The organism is Brevundimonas sp. RM1, assembly GCF_052907225.1.
The window spans coordinates 1-19,602 of record NZ_JBRERY010000003.1; the positions used below are offsets into that span (position 1 = coordinate 1).

Below are 19,602 nucleotides of genomic sequence, written 5' to 3' on the forward strand. Positions count from 1 at the left end.
GCGCGGCCGGGGCGGCGGCGCGCGGACGGGCCGGGCGGAAGGTGGTGCGGGCGGGCTGCGACGGGGCGGCCCGACCCGACAGGCCGAGGCGGTGCACCTTGCCGATCACGGCGTTGCGGGTCACGCCGCCGCCCAGAGCCTTGGCGATCTGGCTCGCTGACTGGCCTTCCAGCCACAGCTTCTTGAGCGCGCCGACGCGGTCTTCGGTCCAGCCTGGGTTCATGTCGCCCTCCTGCGGAGAAGTCGGATTCAATATCTTGTGCCGGAGTCCGAATTTCGGCCCCTCATCACGCCTCTAATCGTAAATCACCCCTTAAAACACGCAATATGTGGGAATTCACCTGTCCACAGAAACTACATCTAGTATGGTTAATGTCCCGATTTGACTCAATTTCTTGGGCGTCATCCACAGGGGCTGCGCCTTGCGAAACCGGCTTGGCTGTCGCATCTGAGGCGGCATGACGCACCTGATCGCCAGTTCCGACGCCTCTTCCGCCGCACCTCACGGCCTGCCCCAGCCTCGCCGCTATGACGGGATCAACTGGGTGGGGCTGCGCACTCTTTACCTGAAGGAGGTTCGTCGTTTCTGGAAGGTGGGCGCCCAGACGGTGGCGGCGCCGGTGGTGACGACCCTGCTCTATATGATGGTCTTCGTGGTGGCCTTGAAGGGGGCGCGGCCGCCTCTGCACGGCACGCCTTTCGCCGAGTTCGTCGCGCCGGGCCTGATCATGATGGCCATTCTGCAGAACGCCTTCGCCAACGCTTCGTCCAGCCTGATCCAGGCCAAGATCATGGGCACGGCCACCGACTTTCTGACTCCGCCGCTCAGCCCGCTGGAGCTGACGGTCGGCTTCACCCTGGGCGCGGCGACGCGCGGGGTGGCGGTGGGGCTGGTGACGGCGATCTGCGTCATGCCCTTCGCCAAGCTGGGCCTGGCCAACATCGCCCTGATCGTCTGGTTCGGCCTGATCGCCTCCCTGCTGATGGGCATGGTCGGGGTTCTGGCGGGGCTGTGGTCCGAGAAGTTCGACCACCTGTCGGCGGTGCAGAACTTCGTGGTCATGCCGATGACCTTCCTGTCGGGCACCTTCTACCTGGTCGACAGCCTGCCCGAGCCCTTCGCCAGCATCAGCAAGTTCAATCCCTTCTTCTACCTGATCGACGGCTTCCGGGCGGGCTTCATCGGCCATGCCGAGGGCAGCCTGATGGTCGGCGTGGTCATGAGCGCCGTGCTGACCGTGGTCATGGGCGCAGCCTGCTGGTTGGTGTTCCGTTCGGGCTGGCGGCTGAAGAGCTGAGTCCAGATGCGGTCGCATCTGAACCGATTTCGCTTTAAGCAAGGCGTCGAGCGCGAGGCGAGGGGTCTCGCGAAAGGGGCCTCGCCATGTCGTTTCACCTTCGCCTGAAAGCCGCTGTCAGCGGCGCCTGCCTGGCCGTCGTCTGCCTGACGGCCGCGCCCTCTTTCGCCCAGGATCGCGCCGCCGATCTGCGTGAACAGGTCGGCGCCTACGCCAAGCCCTCCAACGCCGAGCGTCTGGAGGTGCTGTTGAACCAGCTGCGAGCCGAGGGCTTTGCGCCCACGGTCGAGACCTTCGAAGGCGGCGGCCGCGCCGGTCCGATGCAGGGCTCCAACGTCGTCGTCGTCATCGGCGAGGGCGAGAAGGAGATCCTGCTGACCGCCCACTACGACGCGGTGAAGCTGCGCGACGGGACGATGGCGGACGGTCTGGTCGACAACGCCGGCTCGGTGGTCGCCCTGATCGAGGCGGCCAAAATCCTGCGCGAGGCGCCGCTGTCGCACCGCATCCGCATCATCTTCTTCGACCAGGAGGAGCTGGGCCTGATCGGCGCCAAGAAGTGGATCGAGGCGCATGGGATCGCCAATATCGCGGCCGTGGTGAACTCGGACGTCGCCGCCTATGGCGACACCATGATGTACGGCCAGAACAATGGGGCGCAGTCGGCCTTCGTCACCCGCGCGGTGCAGGAGCTGTGCGCCGAGCGCGCCCAGCAGTGCGTCGGCTTCCCCGAATATCCGCCGTCCGACGACCGGGCCTTCTCGGCGGCGGGCGCGCCGGTGGTCTCGCTCGGTTTCCAGGATGAGGTCGGCGCCCACCAGATGTGGCTGGCCTTCAACGGCGGCGAGACCAACGGTTTGGCCGAGGGCTTCACGCCTCAGGTCTTCCGCGTCATCCACTCCAAGGACGACGCCATCGCAGCGGTCGAGGGCCATACCATCGACCTGGCGGGCCGGACCTATGCGGCCCTAATCCAGAAGCTGGATGCGCAACTGCGCTGAATTCGCGCCCCTCGCGGTGTTGACTAAGCGGAAATAGCGCCCGACAAGTTCGTCGCCCTTTTCCAAAGCGGTCCCGTCGCAGACGCGTCGGGACCGTCTCGCTTTATGGAGTCTGCCAAGTGTCCGGTCATCTGATGGGTGTCTACAATCGCGCGCCGCTGGAAGTGGAGCGCGGCCAGGGCGTCCGCCTCTGGTCCACCGACGGCACGGAATACCTGGACTGCGTCTCGGGCATCTCGACCAACGCCCTGGGCCACGCCCACCCCAAGCTGGTGCAGGCGGTCAAGGATCAGGCTGAGAAGCTGTGGCACGTCTCCAACATCTTCAAGATACCGGGGCAGGACGCCCTGGCCGACTCCCTGTGCGAGAAGTCGTTCGCCGACGTCGTCTTCTTCACCAACTCGGGCACCGAGGCGATCGAGTGCGCCCTGAAGACGGCGCGCAAATTCCACGTCGCCAACGGCCAGCCTGAGCGCATCGACATCTACGGCTTCGACGGCTCGTTCCACGGCCGCACCTACGGCGCCATCAACGCCGCCGCCAACCCCAGCTACACCGAGGGCTTCGGGCCCAAGATGGAAGGCTTCCATCAGCTGAAGTGGGGCGACAAGGCCGCCCTGACCGCCGCCTTCGAGAACCCGAACACGGCCGCGATCATCCTGGAGCCGGTTCAGGGCGAGGGCGGCTGCCGCGCCACGCCGGACGCCGATCTGCGCTGGATGCGCGAGATGGCCGACCAGTACGGCGTCCTGATCATTTTCGACGAAGTCCAGTGCGGCATGGGCCGGACCGGCAAGCTGTGGGCCCACGAATGGGCCAGCATGACGCCGGACATCATGGCCATCGCCAAGGCCCTGGGCGGCGGCTTCCCCATCGGCGCCTGCCTGGCCACCGCCGAGGCGGCCAAGGGCATGACGGTCGGCGTCCACGGCTCAACCTTCGGCGGCAACCCGCTGGCCATGGCCGTCGGCCAGGCCGCCTTCGACGAAGTGTCGTCGGACGCCATCCTGGACAACGTCAATGAGGTCGCCGGCTATCTGACCCAGCAGCTGCACGGCCTCAAGGAGCGCTTCCCTGACGTGATCGTCGAGGTGCGCGGCAAGGGTCTGCTGCTGGGCGTCAAGCTGGTTCCGAACAACCGCGAGTTCATGGGCTGGGCCCGTGACGAGGCCAAGCTGCTGGTCGCCGGCGGCGGGGACAACCTGGTCCGCGTCCTGCCGCCGCTGAACATCACCCTCGACGAGGCCCGCGAGGCCATCGAGAAGTTCGAGAAGGCCTGCGAGTTCGCCCGCGCCAAGGTCGCGGGCTGACGCTGTTTCTCCCTCCCCTTCATGGGGAGGGGGCCGAGCCGCGAGGCGAGGCCGGGTGGGGACGCTTTCTTCTACCTCCAGACTTTCGCAGGGCCGCCCCCACCCGGTCCCTGCGGGACCACCCTCCCCATGAAGGGGAGGGAGAAGGCTTGGTCATGGTTCGTCACTTCCTCGACATCCACCGCCTGGACGCAGCTGATCTGCGCGCCATTCTGGACGACGCCCACGCCCGAAAACGCGCCCGAAAAGGCTGGCTCCAGGGCCGCGCCGACGCCGATGCGCCGGGCAAGGACCGCGTCCTGGCCATGATCTTCGAGAAGAACTCGACGCGCACCCGCTTCAGCTTCGACGCGGCCATCCGTCAGCTGGGCGGCGACTCCATCATCGCCACCGCCGCGGACATGCAACTGGGCCGGGGAGAGCCGGTCGAGGACACGGCCCGCGTCCTGTCGCGCATGGTCGACGCCGTGATGATCCGCGCCAACGACCATGAGGACGTCGAGCGCTTCGCCCGCGTCTCGACCGTGCCGGTGGTCAACGGCCTGACCGACCGCAGCCACCCGTGCCAGATCCTGGCCGACCTGATGACGATCGAAGAGCATCGCGGCCCGATCGAGGGCAAGACGATCGCCTGGATCGGCGACGGCAACAACGTCTGCCACAGCTTCATGCACGCCGCGCCCAAGTTCGGCTTCCACCTGCACGTCGCCTGCCCGGCGGAATACCACCCCGACCTGCGCGATCTGGAAAAGGGCGCCGCCCACGTCCACCTGACCAGCGACCCGCGCGAGGCGGTCAAGGGCGCCGACGTCGTCGTCACGGACACCTGGGTGTCGATGGGCGATCAGGACTATGAGGCCCGCTTGGCCGCCTTCGAGCCTTACGGCGTCGACGAGGCCCTGATGGCCGAGGCGGCCGACGACGCCGTCTTCCTGCACTGCCTGCCCGCCCACCGCGGCGAAGAGGTGACGGACGCCGTCATCGACGGCCCGCAGTCGCTGATCTGGGACGAGGCCGAGAACCGCCTGCACGCTCAGAAGGCGGTCCTGGCCTGGTGCTTCGGAGCTTTCTAGGTCGCCCTAACGCGCTTCGCGCTGCTTGAGGGCGAATTAGGCCTAGCGCAGGTTGACGTCGACCACGTCGCCGGCGTCCGGCTCCTTGCCGGTCAGGTTGGCGCGGGCGATCTCGAAGGCGAACTTCATCAAGCCGCCGTCGCTGACCCAGACCCGGCCGTCGTCGCCGTCGAAGCGCAACAGGGTCAGGCGGGGATCGTCCTTGCCGTCCGGATACCAGGCCGACAGCACCGGGTTCCAGTAGCGTTCGATGACGTCCCGGTCGTGGCCATGCACCGACAGGGCGCCGTGGATGCAGGCCCAGACCTTCTGGTCCTTGGAGCCGTAGCTGAACATGGCCGTCTGTCCCGGCGTCGCCGCGTCGCGCGCCAGGTCGGTGTCGTCGCGGGTGAAGAACCAGATGGTTCCGGTCTCGGCCTCGCGAAAGGCGGTCATCGGCTGGCTGTGATAGCCGGGGCGATCCAGTCCCAGCATCCCGGTGTTGCTGGACTTCAGGCTTTTCCAGAAGGCCTCTTCGGCCTCGGCGGGCGTCAGGTGCTTGTCGGTCAAGATCGTCTCCTGTCTCGTCGTTCGGGGAGACAGGACAACCAACCCGGCGCCGGAGCGTTCCCGTCTAGAACGGCGCCGCGGACGGCAGAGGCCGCCCGCTCAGCTCCGCCAGCAGGTGGATCAGCAGGAAGAAGACCAGGGCGGCCGCCAGCAGCATGATGAAGCGCCACGGCATCATGCGCGGGCCGCGCATGATGTCTGTCGGCCGCGACCCTCGCCACCCCGCGAAGACGACGACGGCGATCGAGACGATCAGCAGGATCAGGGTGAGCGTGGCGTCCATGACGCCGCCAGTTGGGGCGCCCGAGGCGGCGATGCAAGCGCTCGGGCGCGCAGGATCGCCAGCGTGGCCGTATTTCTTGATGCGCGGTTAATCTAAACGCGGCATTAACCATGTCGGGCGCATCAGCGGCCTGTCGGCTGCCGTCGGCGACTCGCGACGAGGCGCCACATCTAGCGGTTAACGACACGTTTACACGCTTTATCTGGAAGGATACCGTTCGCGCCATGGGTCGGGAGGCGAATCAGTGACCGCAGCGGCGCCGTGGAGCGTGAAGGGCATCGATCCCAAGGCGCGCGAGATCGCCAAGGATCTGGCGCGACGTTCGGGCATGACCCTGGGCGAGTGGCTGAACTCCATGATCATGGATGAGCCGGACGACGACGACGGCGTCGCCACCTTGCCGCGCCGGTCGCCCATTCCGGACCCCTATGACCGCCGCAGCCGCTCGCGCCGCCTGGACGACGTCTATGGCGAGGATGCGCACAGGCATGAAGGCCTGGGCCGCCATGAGAACCTGGGCCGCATGGGCGCTTCGCTGGAGGTGATCGCCGAGCGTCTGGAGGCGGCCGAGCGCCGCTCGACCCTCGCGATCCAGGGCATCGACCAGGCCGTGGCCGGTCTGGTGCGCCGTCTTGAGACGCAGGACGAAGCCGAAGCCGCCAAGGCCCGCCGCATCGACGACATCGCCGAAGAGCTGCGCGAGGGCCATCGTCGCCTGCGTCGTCTGGAGCAGGACGCCGGGACCGAGGCGCGCGAAGGACTGGACAAGCTGGACGCGGCCCTGACCGCCGTCTCCACCCGTCTCTATGAGATGGACGAGCGCCAGCGCGCGGGCGTCAGCGAACTGCGCGATCGCATCGAGGCGGTCGAGAAGGCGGCTGGGCCGGGCGCCGGAACCTCCCTGCTGTCGCAGGTCGGCGTGCGTCTGGACGACGCCCAGTCGCGCACCTCTGATGCGCTGAAGGGATTGGAGCGGTCGTTCGCCGCCCTGGATCTGCGGATGCGCGACGCCGAGCGCCGCATCGAGCCGGACCACGCGCGCGAGGCCTCGCGTTTCGAGAAGCTGGCCGAGAGCCTGACGCGCCAGGTCGAGTCCAGCCGCACCGAGATGATCCGCCGCCTCGACGCCGTCGAGACCGAGGGACGCGTCGAACGGATCGAACGCGCCCTGGCCGCCATCGGCGATCAGGCCCGAGCCGCCGAGCAGCGCGCGGCCGCCGCGGTCGAGGGCATGGGCCGCGAGATCATGCGGATCGCCCGCAACCTCAACGGCCGGGTCGAGAAGGTCGAAGCCGGCGGCGTGGGACCGTCGGACGCCCGCATCACGGCGCTGGAGCAGAAGCTGCAGCGCGACCTGGCCCGCCATGCTGAGACGGTGGACCAGCGTCTGACCCAGGCCGACGATCAGCACGCCCTGGCGCTGGAGCGTCTGGGCGGCGAGATCGCCCGCATCTCGGATCGCCTGAGCGAACGCATCGCCCAGTCCGAGCGCCGCTCGGCCCAGGCTATCGACGATATCGGCCGCCGTCTGTCGGAGAGCGCCGACAAGATGCATCAGCGTCACGAGAGCGCCTCGGGCGATCTGGCCGAACGGATGCGTCAGAGCGAGGAGCGCACGGCGCGCCTGCTGGCCGACGCCCGCGACAGCATGGAGCAGCGCGCCGATCGCGCCCCGCGTCGCGCCCCGCCGCTGGAAAGCCCCGACCCCGCGCCCTGGACCCCGGCGGAAACCGCCAGCGGCGACTGGCGCGCGACGGCCTTCGCCGATCCGGTCGAGGATTGGTCCGTCGAGCCTGTGATGGGCGACGCCCCGACGACCGTGTCGGATTTCGCATCGGGCGCTGAGAACATCTTCGGCGATCCGCTGGAGACTGACCTTCTGGAGACCGAACCGAAGACGGCTGCGCCGTTCGGCCGGGTCGCGGCCGACGCCTGGCCGCAGGCTGCGTCTCTGGAAGATGAAGACCTGTTCGGCGGCGCGGACGTCAGCGACATTCTGAACGCTGCGGCCGATCAGGACGCCGACCGTCAGCCGTTCGACCTCGGTGAGGCGGCGGACGTCGACGACTTCTCGGCCGAGCTGGATTTCGTTACGCCGCAAGAGTCGGCGCAGGAGCCTGCTGCGGCCTCGACCCGCGACGTGTTGGAGGCCGCTCGCGCGGCCATGGCGCCCGAAGACGAGGCCGCGCCGCGTCAGGCCTTCGGCCTAGCCAAGCGCGGCGGCAAGTCCAAGCTGCAGGAGCGTCTGGACAAGCAGGCCGGCCGTCAGAGCTCGACCATGCGCACGGCGCTGGGCGCCATGGCGGTGGCGGCTCTGGGCGTCGTCGGCGGCTACGCCACCTTGCAAGTGGCGGGCGGTTCGGGTCTGACCCTGCCGGGCGGCTTCACCCTGGCGCCGACGTCGAGCGACGATGCGGCGCCCGCCGAGACGACGGCGCCGATCGCGGCCCTGGCGCTGGACGCCGCGCCGACCGACGCCGTGCCGTCGCCCGATGCGGCGGCGACCGAAGGCGCGGGCCTGTTCGCACGCGCGGTGCAGATGCTGGACAACGGCGACGACGGCGGGCTGGAGCCCCTGACCCGCGCCGCCAACTTGGGCTACGCCCCGGCGCAGCTGCGCCTGGCCAGCCTATATCAGGACGGCGCCGCCGGGCTGACGGCGGACGAGGCCGAGGCGCGCGCCTGGGCCCGCCGGGCCGCCGAGGCGGGCGACGCCAAGGCCATGCATTTCTACGCCATGCAGCTGTATGACGGCGTGGGCGGCGCGCAGAACCGCGCCGAGGCCCTGGCCTGGCTGACCAAGGCGGCGACCGCCGGGCGGGTCGACAGCCAGTACAACGTCGCCCAACTGCTGGAGAAGGGCGACCAGGGCGTGGCCCCCAATCGGGTCGAGGCGTTCAAGTGGTACATGATCGCGGCCCGGCGCGGCGACCAGCAGGCCCTGGCCTCGGTGCAGCGCCTGACCTCTGGCCTGTCGGCGGCCGACCGCCGCACGGCGCGCGAGGCGGCCGACGCCTTCACCGCCCCGGCCGCCTGATCGGCGCACGACGCGTTCAACCGGGGGTGGCGGTTCGCCGCAGGGGCCGCTAAGACCAAAGGCCTAGTCGCCTTTCCGGCGCCGATTGCCTGTCCTTCCAGCCGAAGGCGCGTGCCGTGGATATTTACCTGCCGATCGCCGAAGTCTCGGTGAACTGGCCGCTCCTGGTTCTGCTGGGGGCGCTGGTCGGATTCGTGTCCGGTCTGTTCGGCATCGGCGGCGGCTTCCTGATGGCGCCGGTTCTGGTCTTTCTGGGCATCCCGCCGACGGTGGCGGTGGCCAGCCAGGCCAGCCACGTCGTGGCCTCCTCGACCTCGGGCGTCATCCGCTATTCCGGCATGAAGGCGGTCGATTACCGCATCGGCGGCATCATGGCTGTCGGCGGGGCGCTGGGCGCCGTGCTCGGCGTCGAGCTGTTCCGCTACCTGCGCCTGCTGGGTCAGGCCGACCTGGTGGTGGCCCTGTCCTATCTGCTGTTCCTCGGCTCGATCGGCAGCATGATGCTGTACGAAAGCCTGACGCAGATCCTGCACCGCGTCCGGGGCGAGACGCCGCCGCGCAAGGAGCGCCGCCGCCCCATGTGGCTGTACGGCCTGCCGTTCAAGATGCGTTTCCCGCGCTCGGGCCTCTACATCAGCGCCATTCCGCCGCTCGGCCTGGGCGTGTTCGCAGGGATTCTGTCGGCCATCATGGGGGTGGGCGGCGGCTTCATCCTGGTGCCGGCCATGCTCTATGTGCTGCGGATGAAGGCCAGCGTGGTCGTCGGCACCAGCCTGTTCCAGATCATCATCACCACGGCCATCACGACGGTGCTGCAAGCCGGGCGCAACCAGACGGTGGACATCGTCCTGTCGACCATCCTGCTGCTGGGCGGGGTGGTGGGGGCCCAGTACGGCGCCAAGCTGTCGGGCCGGTTCCGCGCCGAGGAAATGCGCGCGGCGCTGGGGCTGATCGTCCTGCTGGTCGGCATCCAGATGGGGCTGGAGCTGTTCGTGCGGCCTGGCGACCTGTTCCTGCTGGCGCCGGGAGTGGCGGACTGATGTTCCAGGTTCTGCCGCCCGAGCCGCCGCCCGTCGCCGCCGCGCCCGAGATCATCATCGAACGCTCGGCCGCCACGACCGAGGATGTGCGGGTCGCCGCCGCCCTGACGGACGCGCGGGTGGACGTGGACTCGGGGTTCAAGGGGGCGTCGATCGTCCTCTACGGCGCCGTGTTCAACCCGACCGATACACCCGCCGACGTGGTGGTGGTGGTGCGCGGCCCCGACGCGCCGGTTCGCCTAGTCAAGAAGACGCGCAACATGGGGGTCTGGCTGAACAGCCGCCCGGTGCTGTTCGAGGGAGCGCCCGGCTTCTACATGACCGCTTCTACGCGGCCGCTGAGCGACATCGCCGACTTCGGCCAGTTGCGCCGTCTGGGCGTGGGGGTGGACCACCTGCGCATCGACGCGCCGGAAGAGGCCCGCACCGTCACCCGCTACGGCGTGCGCGACGTGGTCATCAGCCGTCTGGGCGAGGACTATCTGGATTGGCGCCGCGCCGTGATCCGGCTGAAGGAGGCGGCGGCCCTCTACGACACCGATCCCAAGGGGGTGGAGTTCGTCGATCGAGGCCTGTTCCGCGCCGAGGTCAAGCTGCCCGCCGTGGCCCCGACCGGCAAATACTACGCCGAGGTCTGGCTGTTCCAGGAAGGGACGCCGGTGTCGGTGTCCAACCTGACCCTGACGGTCGAGAAGGTGGGGCTGGAGCGCGACATCTATGAGTTCGCCCACCGCCGGCCGTGGAGCTACGGCGTGCTGTGCGTACTGCTGGCGGCGATGACGGGCTATGCGGCGTCGCGGGTGTTCCGGAGCCGATGACTTCTCACCCGCTCATCCCGGCGTCCGCCGGGAGGAGCGGAGGTTGGGGCTGCGCTCAAGCAGCGAGCGACCGCGTCGCGAGCGTAGCGCCAACAAAAAAGGGCGGCCCGCGAAGGCCGCCCTTTCCGTTTCAGTCTGTGCCTGAGCCTCAGGCCGCCTTGGTCTGCGGCGCGAAGCGGCCGTAGAAGGTCTCGTCCTTGGCGGCCATGTCGCGCAGAAGCTGCGGAACCTTGAAGCGGTCGCCGTATTTGGCGGCCAGTTCGTCGGCCTTGGCCACGAAGGCCTTCAGGCCGGTCTGGTCGATGAAGGTGATGGGGCCGCCGGTCCAGGGCGCGAAGCCCCAGCCCAGGATGGCGCCCAGGTCGCCCTCGCGCGGGTCGTCGATGACGCCCTCTTCCCAGCAACGGGCCACTTCCACCGCCTGGCGATACAGCAGGCGGGTCTTCAGCTCGTCGATGGCGGCCAGCGCCTCGGGGCTTTCGCCGAAGGCGCCGCCCTTGGTGGTCGGGGCCAGTTCGGCCAGACCCGGCCAGATGACCTTGGGCTTCTGGTCGTAGTCGTAGAAGCCCTTGCCGTTCTTGCGGCCGTAGCGGCCCTGCTCGACCATGGTGGCGACGATCTGCTCGCCCTCGGTCGGGACGTATTTGTCGCCCAGATCCTCGCGGGTCTGTTTGGCGATCTTGTACGACAGGTCCAGAGCCACGTCGTCGTGCATCTCCAGCGGGCCGCGCGGCATGCCGGTCATGCGGCCGACGTTGTCGATCAGCACGGGCGAATAGCCCTCTTCCAGCATGGCCATGCCTTCCATCAGGAAGGTCGAGAAGCAGCGCGAGGTGTAGAAGCCGCGGCTGTCGTTGACGACGATCGGCGTCTTCTTGATCTTCAGGACATAGTCCAGCGCCTTGGCCAGGGCCGCGTCGCCGGTCTTTTCGCCCATGATGATCTCGACCAGCATCATCTTGTCGACGGGCGAGAAGAAGTGGATGCCGATGAAGTCCTCGGGCCGGACGCTGGCCTCGGCCAGGCCGGTGATCGGCAGGGTCGAGGTGTTGGAGCCGAACACCGCGCCTTCAGCCAGTTGAGCCTCGGCGCGCTTGGTGACGTCGGCCTTGATCTCGCGGTTCTCGAACACGGCCTCGATGACCAGGTCCGAACCCTTGATCATGTCATAGTCCGTCGTCGCCGTGACCAGGGCCAAGGTGGCGTCGAACTTCTCCTGGGTCATCTGACCGCGCGACAGGCGCTTCTTCAGCAGCTCCTCGACGTGGGCCTTGCCCTTGTCGGCGGCTTCCTGCGTCTGGTCGATCAGCACGGTCTCGATGCCGGCCATGACCTGAACATAGGCCACGCCCGCGCCCATCATGCCGGCGCCCAGGACGCTGACTTTCTTGGGATCGGACTTGGGCGCGCCCGCCGGGCGCACGGCGCCCTTGTCCAGTTCCTGCTTGGACAGGAACAGGCTGCGGATCATGGCCTGGGCCTGCGGCGTCATCAGGGTCTTGATGAAGTAGCGCGTCTCGATGCGCAGGCCGGCCTCGATCGGCACCTGCACGCCTTCATAGACGGCCTTCATCATGTTCAGCACGGCCGGGTAGTTGCCGTAGGACTGCTTGCGCAGGATGGCGTTGCCCATGATGAAGACCTGGGCGCCCGCCGGGTGGTAGGGGCCGCCGCCGGGGATCTTGAATTTGGGATCGTCCCAGGGCTGGACGGCCTTGCCGCCGGCCTTGATCCAGGCCTTGGCGGCCGCGACCGACTGGCCCTTATCGACGACCTCATGGACGACGCCGGCGCCCTTGGCGTCGTTCGGGCGCCAGGACTTGCCTTCGGCCATCTGCATCAGGGCGGTCTGGACCCCGATCAGGCGCGTCAGGCGCTGGGTGCCGCCGCCGCCGGGGAAGAGGCCGACCTTGATCTCGGGCAGGCCCAGCTGGATCTTCGGGTCGTTCTCGACGACGCGATAGTGGCAGGCCAGGGTGAACTCCAGCCCGCCGCCCAGCGCCAGGCCGTTGATGGCCGCCGCCACCGGCTTGCCCGAGGTTTCCAGCGCGCGGAAGGCGCCGTTCAGCGCCCAGCCGGTGTCGAACGCCTTCTGCAGGTCGCCGCCGCCGGCCAGCATGCCTGCGGCCATGTCGCCCAGGTCCGCCCCGGCGCAGAAGCCGGTCGTCTTGCCCGAGGTCAGGACCACGCCCTTGATGGCGTCGTCGGTCTTGATCTTTTCGACCATGGCCGGGATCTCGGCGATCACGGCCGAGGTCAGGGTGTTCATCGAACGGCCCGGCACGTCGAAGGCGACCGTGGCGATGCCGTCGGCGTCGATGTCGATCTTGAAGTTTTCCATAGTCATTCGCTCCCGGATCAGACGCGTTCGATGACGGTGGCGGTGCCCATGCCGCCGCCGATGCACAGGGTGGCCAGGGCCGTCGACTTGTTCGAGCGTTCCAGCTCGTCCAGCACCGTGCCCAGGATCATGGCGCCGGTGGCGCCCAGCGGGTGGCCCATGGCGATGGCGCCGCCGCAGACGTTGATCTTGTCGTGCGGAATATCGAGCGCCTGCATGTAGCGCAGCACCACGGCGGCAAAGGCCTCGTTCAGTTCATACAGGTCGATATCGCCCGGCTGCATGCCCAGCTTGCCCAGCAGCTTGCGGGTGACGGGCTCGGGGCCGGTCAGCATGATCGACGGCTCGGAGCCGATCGAGGCGCCGCCCAGGATCTTCGCGCGGGGCTTCAGGCCCAGGGCCTCGCCCATCTCCTTGGAGCCGACCAGAATGCCCGCCGCGCCGTCGACGATGCCGGACGAGTTGCCCGGCGTGTGGACGTGGTTGACGCCCGCCGCCTCGGGGTAGCGCTGGTTGATCACGGCGTCGAAGCCCATGCCGCCCATCATGACGAAGGAGGGGTTCAGCCCGCCCAGGGTCTGCATGTCGGTCTTCGGACGAATGGTCTCGTCACGGTCCAGCTGGGTCAGGCCGAGCTGGTTCTTGACCGCGATCACCGATCGATCGAAGCGGCGCTCGGTCCAGGACTGGGCGGCGCGCTTGTGGCTTTCGACCGAATAGGCGTCCACGTCGTCGCGGCTGAAGCCGTATTTGGTGGCGATCATGTCGGCCGAGACGCCCTGCGGCACGAAATAGGTCGGGAAGGCCGCCGAGGGATCGGTCGGCCAGGCGCCGCCGTCGGAACCCATGGGCACGCGGCTCATGGCCTCGACGCCGCCGCCGACGGCCATGTCGGCCTCACCGGACTTCACCTTGGCGGCGGCCATGTTCACGGCTTCCAGGCCCGAGGCGCAGAAGCGGTTGATCTGCACGCCCGCCGTCTCCTGGCCCCAGCCGGCCGACAGGACGGCGGTGCGGGCGATGTCCGAGCCCTGCTCGCCCACCGGCGACACCACGCCCAGAATCACGTCGTCGACCTTGGCGGTGTCCAGGCCGTTGCGGTCGCGCAGGGCTTCCAGAACCTGGGTCGCCAAGCTTAGGGCCGTGATCTCGTGCAGGCTGCCGTCCTTCTTGCCCTTGCCGCGCGGGGTGCGCACGGCGTCGTAGATGTAGGCGTCGGCCATGGAGCGTCTCTCTCTTATTGTGCCCCTACCGTTCGCTGCGCGGCAGCGAACGGCATGAGGGACGGGTTCTTGGTGTCCCTATCGCTCGGCGCGCGGCGCCTCGCTGCATAAGGGACGGTTGTCGTCTTGGTTGGGAGGCGGTGGGCGGGCGGATCCCGATCATCGCGTCTGGAATTGAAACTCAGGTCGTTAGAAAGCCGACGTTTACGTCAACGTCAAGTAACAAGGCGCGTGAGGTCGGCGGATGTGAAAAGGGCGGGCCGTCGTGCGCGGCCCGCCCTGTGTTCTCAGCCTCAGCGGCGCGCCAGCCGCACCAGCTTGCCGTTCTCCTCGTCTGTCACGCCCCAGACGGCGCCGTCAGGGCCGACCGCCACGTCGCGGATGCGCTCGCCCAGGCCGGTCAGCAGGCGCTCCTCGCCGACCACGCGGCCGTCCTGCAGCACCAGGCGGACCAGATGCTTGCCGCCCAGGCCGCCGATCAGGGCGTTGCCCTTCCAGTCGGGGAACATGGCGCCGTCGTAGAAGACCATGCCGCCCGGCGCGATCACCGGGTCCCAGTAGTAGACGGGCTGGACGGTGCCTTCCTGCGTCGTCGTCGCGCCGGGGATGGCGTCGCCGCTGTACTCGATGCCGTAGGCCGCGCCCGGCCAGCCGTAGTTGGCGCCGGCCTTCTCCAGGTTCAGCTCGTCGCCGCCGCGCGTGCCGTGCTCGATGCTCCAGACCGCCCCGGTTCCCGGCTGGACGGCGATGCCCTGCGGGTTGCGGTGGCCGTAGGACCAGATCTCGGGCAGGGCGCCCTCGCGGCCGACGAAGGGGTTGTCGGACGGGACCGAGCCGTCGGCGTTGATGCGGATGACCTTGCCGTGGTGCGAAGCCAGGCTCTGGGCCGTCGGCCGCATCGGCTTGTCCGAGCGTTCGCCGATGGTGATGTACAGCTTGCCGTCCGGGCCGAAGACCAGGGAGGAGCCGAAATGCTTGTCCCCGTCATAGGTGTCCTTGACCTGGAAGACGACCTGCACGTTTTCGACGCGGCTCAGATCGTCCGACAGGCGCCCGCGGGCCACGGCCGTGCCGTTGCCGCCGTCTCGCGGCTGGGCGTAGGACCAGTAGATCATCCGGTCCTGGGCGAAGGTCGGGCTCAGGATCACGTCCAGCAGGCCGCCCTGGCCGCGCGCCGCCACGGCGGGCAGGCCGCTGATCGGCGCGCCGATCCGGCCCTGGGCGCTGACGACGCGCATCCGGCCCGGCTTTTCCGTCACCAGCCACTGGCCGTCCGGCAGCAGGGCCAGGCCCCACGGATGCTCCAGCCCTTCGGCCACGACGGCGTGCTGCATGGCGATCGTGGTGCTGACCGACGGGGCGCGGGTCTGGCCTTCGAGCGCCGGCTTCTGATCCGGGTTGTTGGGCGGGCGGGTCTCGACCGGCGCGCCCGTGGCGGCGGAGGACGGCGCCTCATCCTGTCCATTGGCCCCGCAGGCGGCGAGAACCAGGGCGGCGGCGGAAGCGGCGAAGAGGGCGGGGCGCAGCATGGCTGCTCCTGAACAGCGTGGCTTTGAACGGTCAGGATGCCGCCTCGGCGCGCTTTGCGCGAGCCGAAACGCGCCGCGACCGATAGTCCCGCACGAAATCCGCATCGAAGCGGCTTGAACCGGAGAGAAGGCGGCGATATACGCACCCCTCTCGCGCTCAGGGGTCGTTCTCGATCCGGCGCGATGCTCCGTAAGGGGTTGGGTAGCTCAGATGGTTAGAGCGGTGGATTCATAACCCACAGGTCGGCGGTTCGATCCCGCCTCCAACCACCACGGATTTCCTAGTCAAATGTCGGCGATACACGGTCACGCATCGCCCCGTTGCGCCGCTGATGGCGTGGCGAGCCGTATCGAGTATGGGCGTGCTCTTGGCGGCTCACGGCTTGCCGGGCGGCGGAAGGACGGCCGTAACCTCGCCTTCGCCGTTCAGGATGCTAGTCGTCTTCGCGCTCTGATGAAGCAGGCTCAGCGCGCGCGCCTCAAACTCGGCTTCGGTCGGGGACTCAGCCTCCAAGAATTCCATATGGGGCACGTTGGAAGACGAAAGGTCGATCAAACAAAAGTAAGCCACGGGCAACTCCCAAGCCGTTCAGGCGGGAGTGTTCGGCGTGCGCTACCGATCTCTACCAGTCGCAGACGGCCAGATGAACTTAGCCTACGATGGCGAGACCCTACACGCTGGTTAGCGGTTAAGCCTAATTCAGCGGCTTATGGCGACGCGAGCTTTGAAGCCGTCGCGTCCATCCTCCGAGCCGACAACGGAGGAGGCCGCTTCTCGTCGAGCTGTCGCTTGTCGGGCGTCGCCGTGTTCTCTTCGCTTGGAACGGTTCTTCGCGGCCTCGCCTTTATGGGCCTGTTCAGGAGGTCGATCATGGTCATCAGTTCACGCGCTACTCTGCGCGATCAGGCGGGGGTGAAGCTGGTTCGAATAGAGCGTTTGGCCAAGCAGCAGCGCCTGATTTCCTTTCAGCTTTCATCGCATCGGAACGGCAGTCAGCGCCTGATCACGGATGAAGCTGAGGCTCATCGAGCGTTTGCCCGCGAGGTCGCCGCGTCTCTGCAAGACCCAGTAGTCGTGGGTCTGCTCGAGCGGGGCGTCCTAGATAATTGAAGACCCCTCGCCAGGCGCTCAGACGTCTAGCGAGGGGCTCCGCGGTTCAACAGAGGGCAGCCCTAGATGGGTTGGGGCGGGCTGCGACGGGCTAACTGTATGCGCGGGAAGTGGTTCCAAACGGCAGAAAGCGCCCCAGTAAACCGGGGGGAGTGCTTTAGTTGATCCCGATGAAGCTCTGTCGCTGGGGTTAAAACGAAGCGGGAGGATGAGCGGTCGTTCTGTGCGGGCGGCGGACATGGATCGCAGCGCCAGACCATCGCCCCGGCCTGCAACCAAATCCAGCATGGCCGGTTGGCTCCATATGGCTGGACTTGGTGGATACCTACTCGCTGCGCTCGACAACCTCTTTAAGCGCATGACCGGGAATGAGCGTCTGCTTTAGCGGTTTCTTGGCTGCGGCCGGAGATGGTGGCTCCTGCCGCACCGCCAGACGATCAGCGGTCGAACATCTTACAGAGCGGGCGTTCGGCCATTTCTTCTAAATAAAGCGGCCGTGGAGACTCAGCTTTGCGGGATCCGCGAGGCGCCGCCGGTGATCTTGCAGACGTAGTCGGTCTGCGGACGACCCGTCTGGCGGCCGGTGGGCGAGATGATGCCGCCGCGCTCGCGGCATTCGGCGTCCAGCTTGTCCATTTCCTGCTGATAGGTCGGCAGCGGATGGGTCGAAGCGCAGGCGGCGAGCGCTAGCGGCGCGACAATGATGGCGACGAGGAACAGGGGGGCGCGCATGGGAGTCTCCTTCAACCGGTGAACGAGCGGCGAGACGGAATGATCCCCCTGAAACCGTCTCGGAGCAAGGCTAGGCTTTCGGCGTCTCGTCAGCCCGCCAGAACGCCCAGATGCTCCAGCAGGATCTTCAGGCCCAGCGCGATCAGGGCCACGCCGCCGACCAGCTCGACGATCTTGCCCAGCCGCGCGCCCGCCGCCTTGCCGACCAGAAGACCCAGGGTCGCCAGGGCGAAGGTGGTGAAGCCGATGCAGGCGGCGATCAGCCAGATGTTCGCGTCCAGCAGGGCCAGGCCGACCCCGACCGCGCCGGCGTCGATCGAGGTGCCGACGGCGGTGGCGACCAGGGCCAGCAGGCCGCGCGACGCGGCCTTGCCGCCGGCGTCAGCCGCCTCGACCTCTGCTTCGTCGCGCTTCAGCGCCTCCCAGATCATCTTGGCTCCGACCGCGCCCAGCAGGCCGAAGGCGATCCAGTGGTCGATCGCCGCGACGAAGCCGGCGGCGGCCACGCCTAGGGCGAAGCCGATCAGGGGGGTGATGGCTTCGATCACGCCGAACACCAGGCCCGAGCGCAGGGCCTGGGGCACTGTCGGTCGGTGCTGGGCGCCGCGCCCGATGGCGGCGGCGAAGGCGTCGGCGGACATGCTGACGGACAGGACGGCGATGGCGACAGGGGACATCATGGGAAAACACACTCGGCCGGACGCATGACAGCACGCTCCACGCACGGGCCGGCCCCGCAGGTGCAGCATGCTGGTCTCGCTAGGCGGAGGTGATCCGCTGATCGCGCCATGCTCCTGACGACAGGAGCAAGTGTGTTGACGCGACCCCGGCTGGGATATGCCGGAAGCTACTCCCCAACGGCCGCCCCTCTAACGCCTCGTTCCGAGTCTATCAACCCGCGCATGGCCAAAGGCGACAAGACGCCCCATCTGTGCTAGACGCCGCCGCTTCACTCTTCGCCGCAGGACATCCGCCCTTGAGCATTTCGCTCGATCTCTCGCGCGCCAGCGCCCCGGTAAAGACGCCCGTCAACCTCAGCGGTCTGACGCGCGACGAACTGCGCCAGGCCCTGATCGACGCCGAAATCTGTCCGCCCGAAAAGGCCAAGATGCGCGCCTCCCAGGTGTGGCGCTGGATCCACCACTACGGCGTGACCGACTTCGCCCTGATGAGCGATGTGGCCAAGGACACCCGCGCCAAACTGGCCGAGGCCTTCACCCTGGCCCGCCCCGAGATCGTCGAGCGTCAGGTGTCCAAGGACGGCACCCGCAAATGGCTGATCCGCACGGCGCCGGGCATCGAGATCGAGACCGTCTACATCCCCGACGTGGGCCGGGCGGGCGCCCTGTGCGTTTCGTCCCAGGTGGGCTGCACCCTGAACTGCACCTTCTGCCACACCGGCACGCAGAAGCTGGTCCGCAACCTGACCACGGCCGAGATCGTGGCCCAGGTCCAGGTGGCCCGCGACGACCTGGACGAGTGGCCCTCGCCCAAGGAAGACCGCCGCCTGTCCAACATCGTCTTCATGGGCATGGGCGAGCCGCTCTACAATCTGGACCACGTCGCCAACGCCATCGACATCATTTCCGACAACGAAGGCATCGCCCTGTCGCGGCGCCGGATCACCGTATCGACCTCGGGCGTGGTGCCGCAGCTGAACGCCCTGGGCGAGCGCACGGCGGCCATGCTGGCCATCAGCCTGCACGCCACCAACGACCCGCTGCGCGACCAGCTGGTGCCGCTGAACAAGAAGTATCCGCTGGATCAGCTGATGGCCGCCATCCGCGCCTATCCCGGCCTGTCCAACGCACGCCGGGTGACGTTCGAATACGTCATGCTGAAGGGCGTCAACGACAGCCCGGCCGAGGCGCGCGCCCTGATCAAGCTGATCGAGGGCATTCCGTCCAAGGTCAACCTGATCCCGTTCAACCCCTGGCCCGGCACCGATTATCAGTGCTCGGACTGGAAGACGATCGAGACCTTCGCCGCCATCCTGAACAAGGCCGGCTACGCCTCGCCCATCCGCACCCCGCGCGGCCGCGACATCCTGGCCGCCTGCGGCCAGCTGAAGTCCGAGAGCGAAAAGCTGCGGGCCTCGGCGCGTCTGAAGGCCGAGCGCGAAGAGGCGGACGCAGCCTGAGGTCCGACCGTCCGTCTGGACGCTTTGTCCGTCGACTGTGGCGCGGGCGCCCTAGCGGAATGGTCAGGCTTTCGGGCAAGGGTGTTTTGGTTTCGTTCCCCTTCAGGCTGGGAGGCT

17 protein-coding genes, 1 tRNA gene and 1 riboswitch are annotated in these 19,602 nt (G+C 67.9%); of the genes, 10 read left to right on the plus strand and 8 right to left on the minus strand.

Features of this window, described 5'->3' with window-relative positions; genetic code table 11:
* On the minus strand, positions 1–223 hold a 223-nt coding region (locus tag ACU5AP_RS03755; protein WP_446680799.1), incomplete at its 3' end, for a GcrA family cell cycle regulator.
* 235 nt (positions 224–458) lie between these two features.
* On the opposite strand from ACU5AP_RS03755, the gene ACU5AP_RS03760 reads away from it, so the two are divergent.
* The 4 genes from ACU5AP_RS03760 (at position 459) to argF (ending at position 4,682) form a co-directional block, all read left to right on the plus strand.
* Positions 459–1,298 carry an ABC transporter permease gene (locus ACU5AP_RS03760; protein ID WP_128719062.1) on the plus strand — a complete coding sequence of 280 codons (840 nt, stop codon included), beginning with the start codon at positions 459–461 and terminating at the stop codon, positions 1,296–1,298.
* Between the two features lie 86 nt (positions 1,299–1,384).
* Positions 1,385–2,299: a M20/M25/M40 family metallo-hydrolase gene (locus tag ACU5AP_RS03765; protein WP_128114879.1), complete on the plus strand. Its 915-nt coding sequence runs from the start codon at positions 1,385–1,387 to the stop codon at positions 2,297–2,299.
* 134 nt (positions 2,300–2,433) lie between these two features.
* Positions 2,434–3,609, plus strand: a complete 1,176-nt coding sequence (locus tag ACU5AP_RS03770) for an aspartate aminotransferase family protein (RefSeq protein ID WP_128720677.1) — start codon at positions 2,434–2,436, stop codon at positions 3,607–3,609.
* 155 nt (positions 3,610–3,764) lie between these two features.
* Positions 3,765–4,682, plus strand: coding sequence for an ornithine carbamoyltransferase (argF, locus tag ACU5AP_RS03775; RefSeq protein ID WP_446680800.1), 918 nt, complete (start codon positions 3,765–3,767; stop codon positions 4,680–4,682).
* 42 nt (positions 4,683–4,724) lie between these two features.
* On the opposite strand, the gene ACU5AP_RS03780 is transcribed toward argF, so the two are convergent.
* Together ACU5AP_RS03780 and ACU5AP_RS03785 are read right to left on the minus strand one after the other, a co-directional pair.
* Positions 4,725–5,231, minus strand: coding sequence for a pyridoxamine 5'-phosphate oxidase family protein (locus ACU5AP_RS03780; protein ID WP_040346328.1), 507 nt, complete (start codon positions 5,229–5,231; stop codon positions 4,725–4,727).
* A gap of 64 nt (positions 5,232–5,295) precedes the next feature.
* On the minus strand, positions 5,296–5,514 hold the full coding sequence (locus ACU5AP_RS03785; RefSeq protein ID WP_003166340.1) for a hypothetical protein: 219 nt from the start codon (positions 5,512–5,514) through the stop codon (positions 5,296–5,298).
* 244 nt (positions 5,515–5,758) lie between these two features.
* Here ACU5AP_RS03785 and ACU5AP_RS03790 point away from each other — a divergent pair, with 244 nt between their 5' ends.
* The 3 genes from ACU5AP_RS03790 to ACU5AP_RS03800 all read left to right on the plus strand — a co-directional run bounded on the left by ACU5AP_RS03790 (position 5,759) and on the right by ACU5AP_RS03800 (position 10,409).
* On the plus strand, positions 5,759–8,551 hold the full coding sequence (locus ACU5AP_RS03790) for an SEL1-like repeat protein (RefSeq protein ID WP_446680801.1): 2,793 nt from the start codon (positions 5,759–5,761) through the stop codon (positions 8,549–8,551).
* A gap of 116 nt (positions 8,552–8,667) precedes the next feature.
* The gene (locus tag ACU5AP_RS03795) at positions 8,668–9,591 is read left to right on the plus strand and encodes a sulfite exporter TauE/SafE family protein (protein WP_040346327.1); all 924 of its coding nucleotides are present in this window, start codon (positions 8,668–8,670) and stop codon (positions 9,589–9,591) included.
* On the plus strand, positions 9,591–10,409 hold the full coding sequence (locus tag ACU5AP_RS03800; RefSeq protein ID WP_046652504.1) for a TIGR02186 family protein: 819 nt from the start codon (positions 9,591–9,593) through the stop codon (positions 10,407–10,409). Before ACU5AP_RS03795 ends, ACU5AP_RS03800 begins: the two co-directional genes overlap by 1 nt.
* 148 nt (positions 10,410–10,557) lie before the next feature.
* Here the strand turns inward: ACU5AP_RS03800 and ACU5AP_RS03805 are convergent, their stop codons facing one another.
* The 3 genes from ACU5AP_RS03805 to ACU5AP_RS03815 all read right to left on the minus strand — a co-directional run bounded on the left by ACU5AP_RS03805 (position 10,558) and on the right by ACU5AP_RS03815 (position 15,499).
* Positions 10,558–12,750, minus strand: coding sequence for a 3-hydroxyacyl-CoA dehydrogenase NAD-binding domain-containing protein (locus ACU5AP_RS03805; protein ID WP_446680911.1), 2,193 nt, complete (start codon positions 12,748–12,750; stop codon positions 10,558–10,560).
* A gap of 17 nt (positions 12,751–12,767) precedes the next feature.
* Positions 12,768–13,973: an acetyl-CoA C-acetyltransferase gene (locus tag ACU5AP_RS03810; RefSeq protein ID WP_446680802.1), complete on the minus strand. Its 1,206-nt coding sequence runs from the start codon at positions 13,971–13,973 to the stop codon at positions 12,768–12,770.
* Positions 13,974–14,266: 293 nt separating this feature from the next.
* Positions 14,267–15,499 carry a PQQ-dependent sugar dehydrogenase gene (locus tag ACU5AP_RS03815; RefSeq protein WP_446680912.1) on the minus strand — a complete coding sequence of 411 codons (1,233 nt, stop codon included), beginning with the start codon at positions 15,497–15,499 and terminating at the stop codon, positions 14,267–14,269.
* A gap of 199 nt (positions 15,500–15,698) precedes the next feature.
* Here ACU5AP_RS03815 and ACU5AP_RS03820 point away from each other — a divergent pair.
* Both ACU5AP_RS03820 and ACU5AP_RS03825 read left to right on the plus strand, forming a co-directional pair.
* Positions 15,699–15,775 (plus strand) — tRNA-Met (locus tag ACU5AP_RS03820).
* 517 nt (positions 15,776–16,292) lie between these two features.
* Positions 16,293–16,613, plus strand: a complete 321-nt coding sequence (locus ACU5AP_RS03825; RefSeq protein WP_046652478.1) for a hypothetical protein — start codon at positions 16,293–16,295, stop codon at positions 16,611–16,613.
* 504 nt (positions 16,614–17,117) lie between these two features.
* Here ACU5AP_RS03825 and ACU5AP_RS03830 read toward each other — a convergent pair.
* Both ACU5AP_RS03830 and ACU5AP_RS03835 read right to left on the minus strand, forming a co-directional pair.
* The gene (locus tag ACU5AP_RS03830) at positions 17,118–17,345 is read right to left on the minus strand and encodes a hypothetical protein (RefSeq protein WP_446680803.1); all 228 of its coding nucleotides are present in this window, start codon (positions 17,343–17,345) and stop codon (positions 17,118–17,120) included.
* Positions 17,346–17,434: 89 nt separating this feature from the next.
* Positions 17,435–18,025 (minus strand): manganese efflux pump MntP, encoded by a 591-nt coding sequence (locus ACU5AP_RS03835; protein ID WP_081461917.1) that lies wholly within the window; start codon positions 18,023–18,025, stop codon positions 17,435–17,437.
* Positions 18,014–18,203: riboswitch (yybP-ykoY riboswitch) on the minus strand. (Overlaps the previous gene by 12 nt.)
* 118 nt (positions 18,204–18,321) lie before the next feature.
* Between ACU5AP_RS03835 and rlmN the strand changes: the two genes are divergently transcribed.
* On the plus strand, positions 18,322–19,485 hold the full coding sequence (gene rlmN / locus ACU5AP_RS03840) for a 23S rRNA (adenine(2503)-C(2))-methyltransferase RlmN (protein WP_003166327.1): 1,164 nt from the start codon (positions 18,322–18,324) through the stop codon (positions 19,483–19,485).
* Positions 19,486–19,602 lie beyond the last annotated feature (117 nt).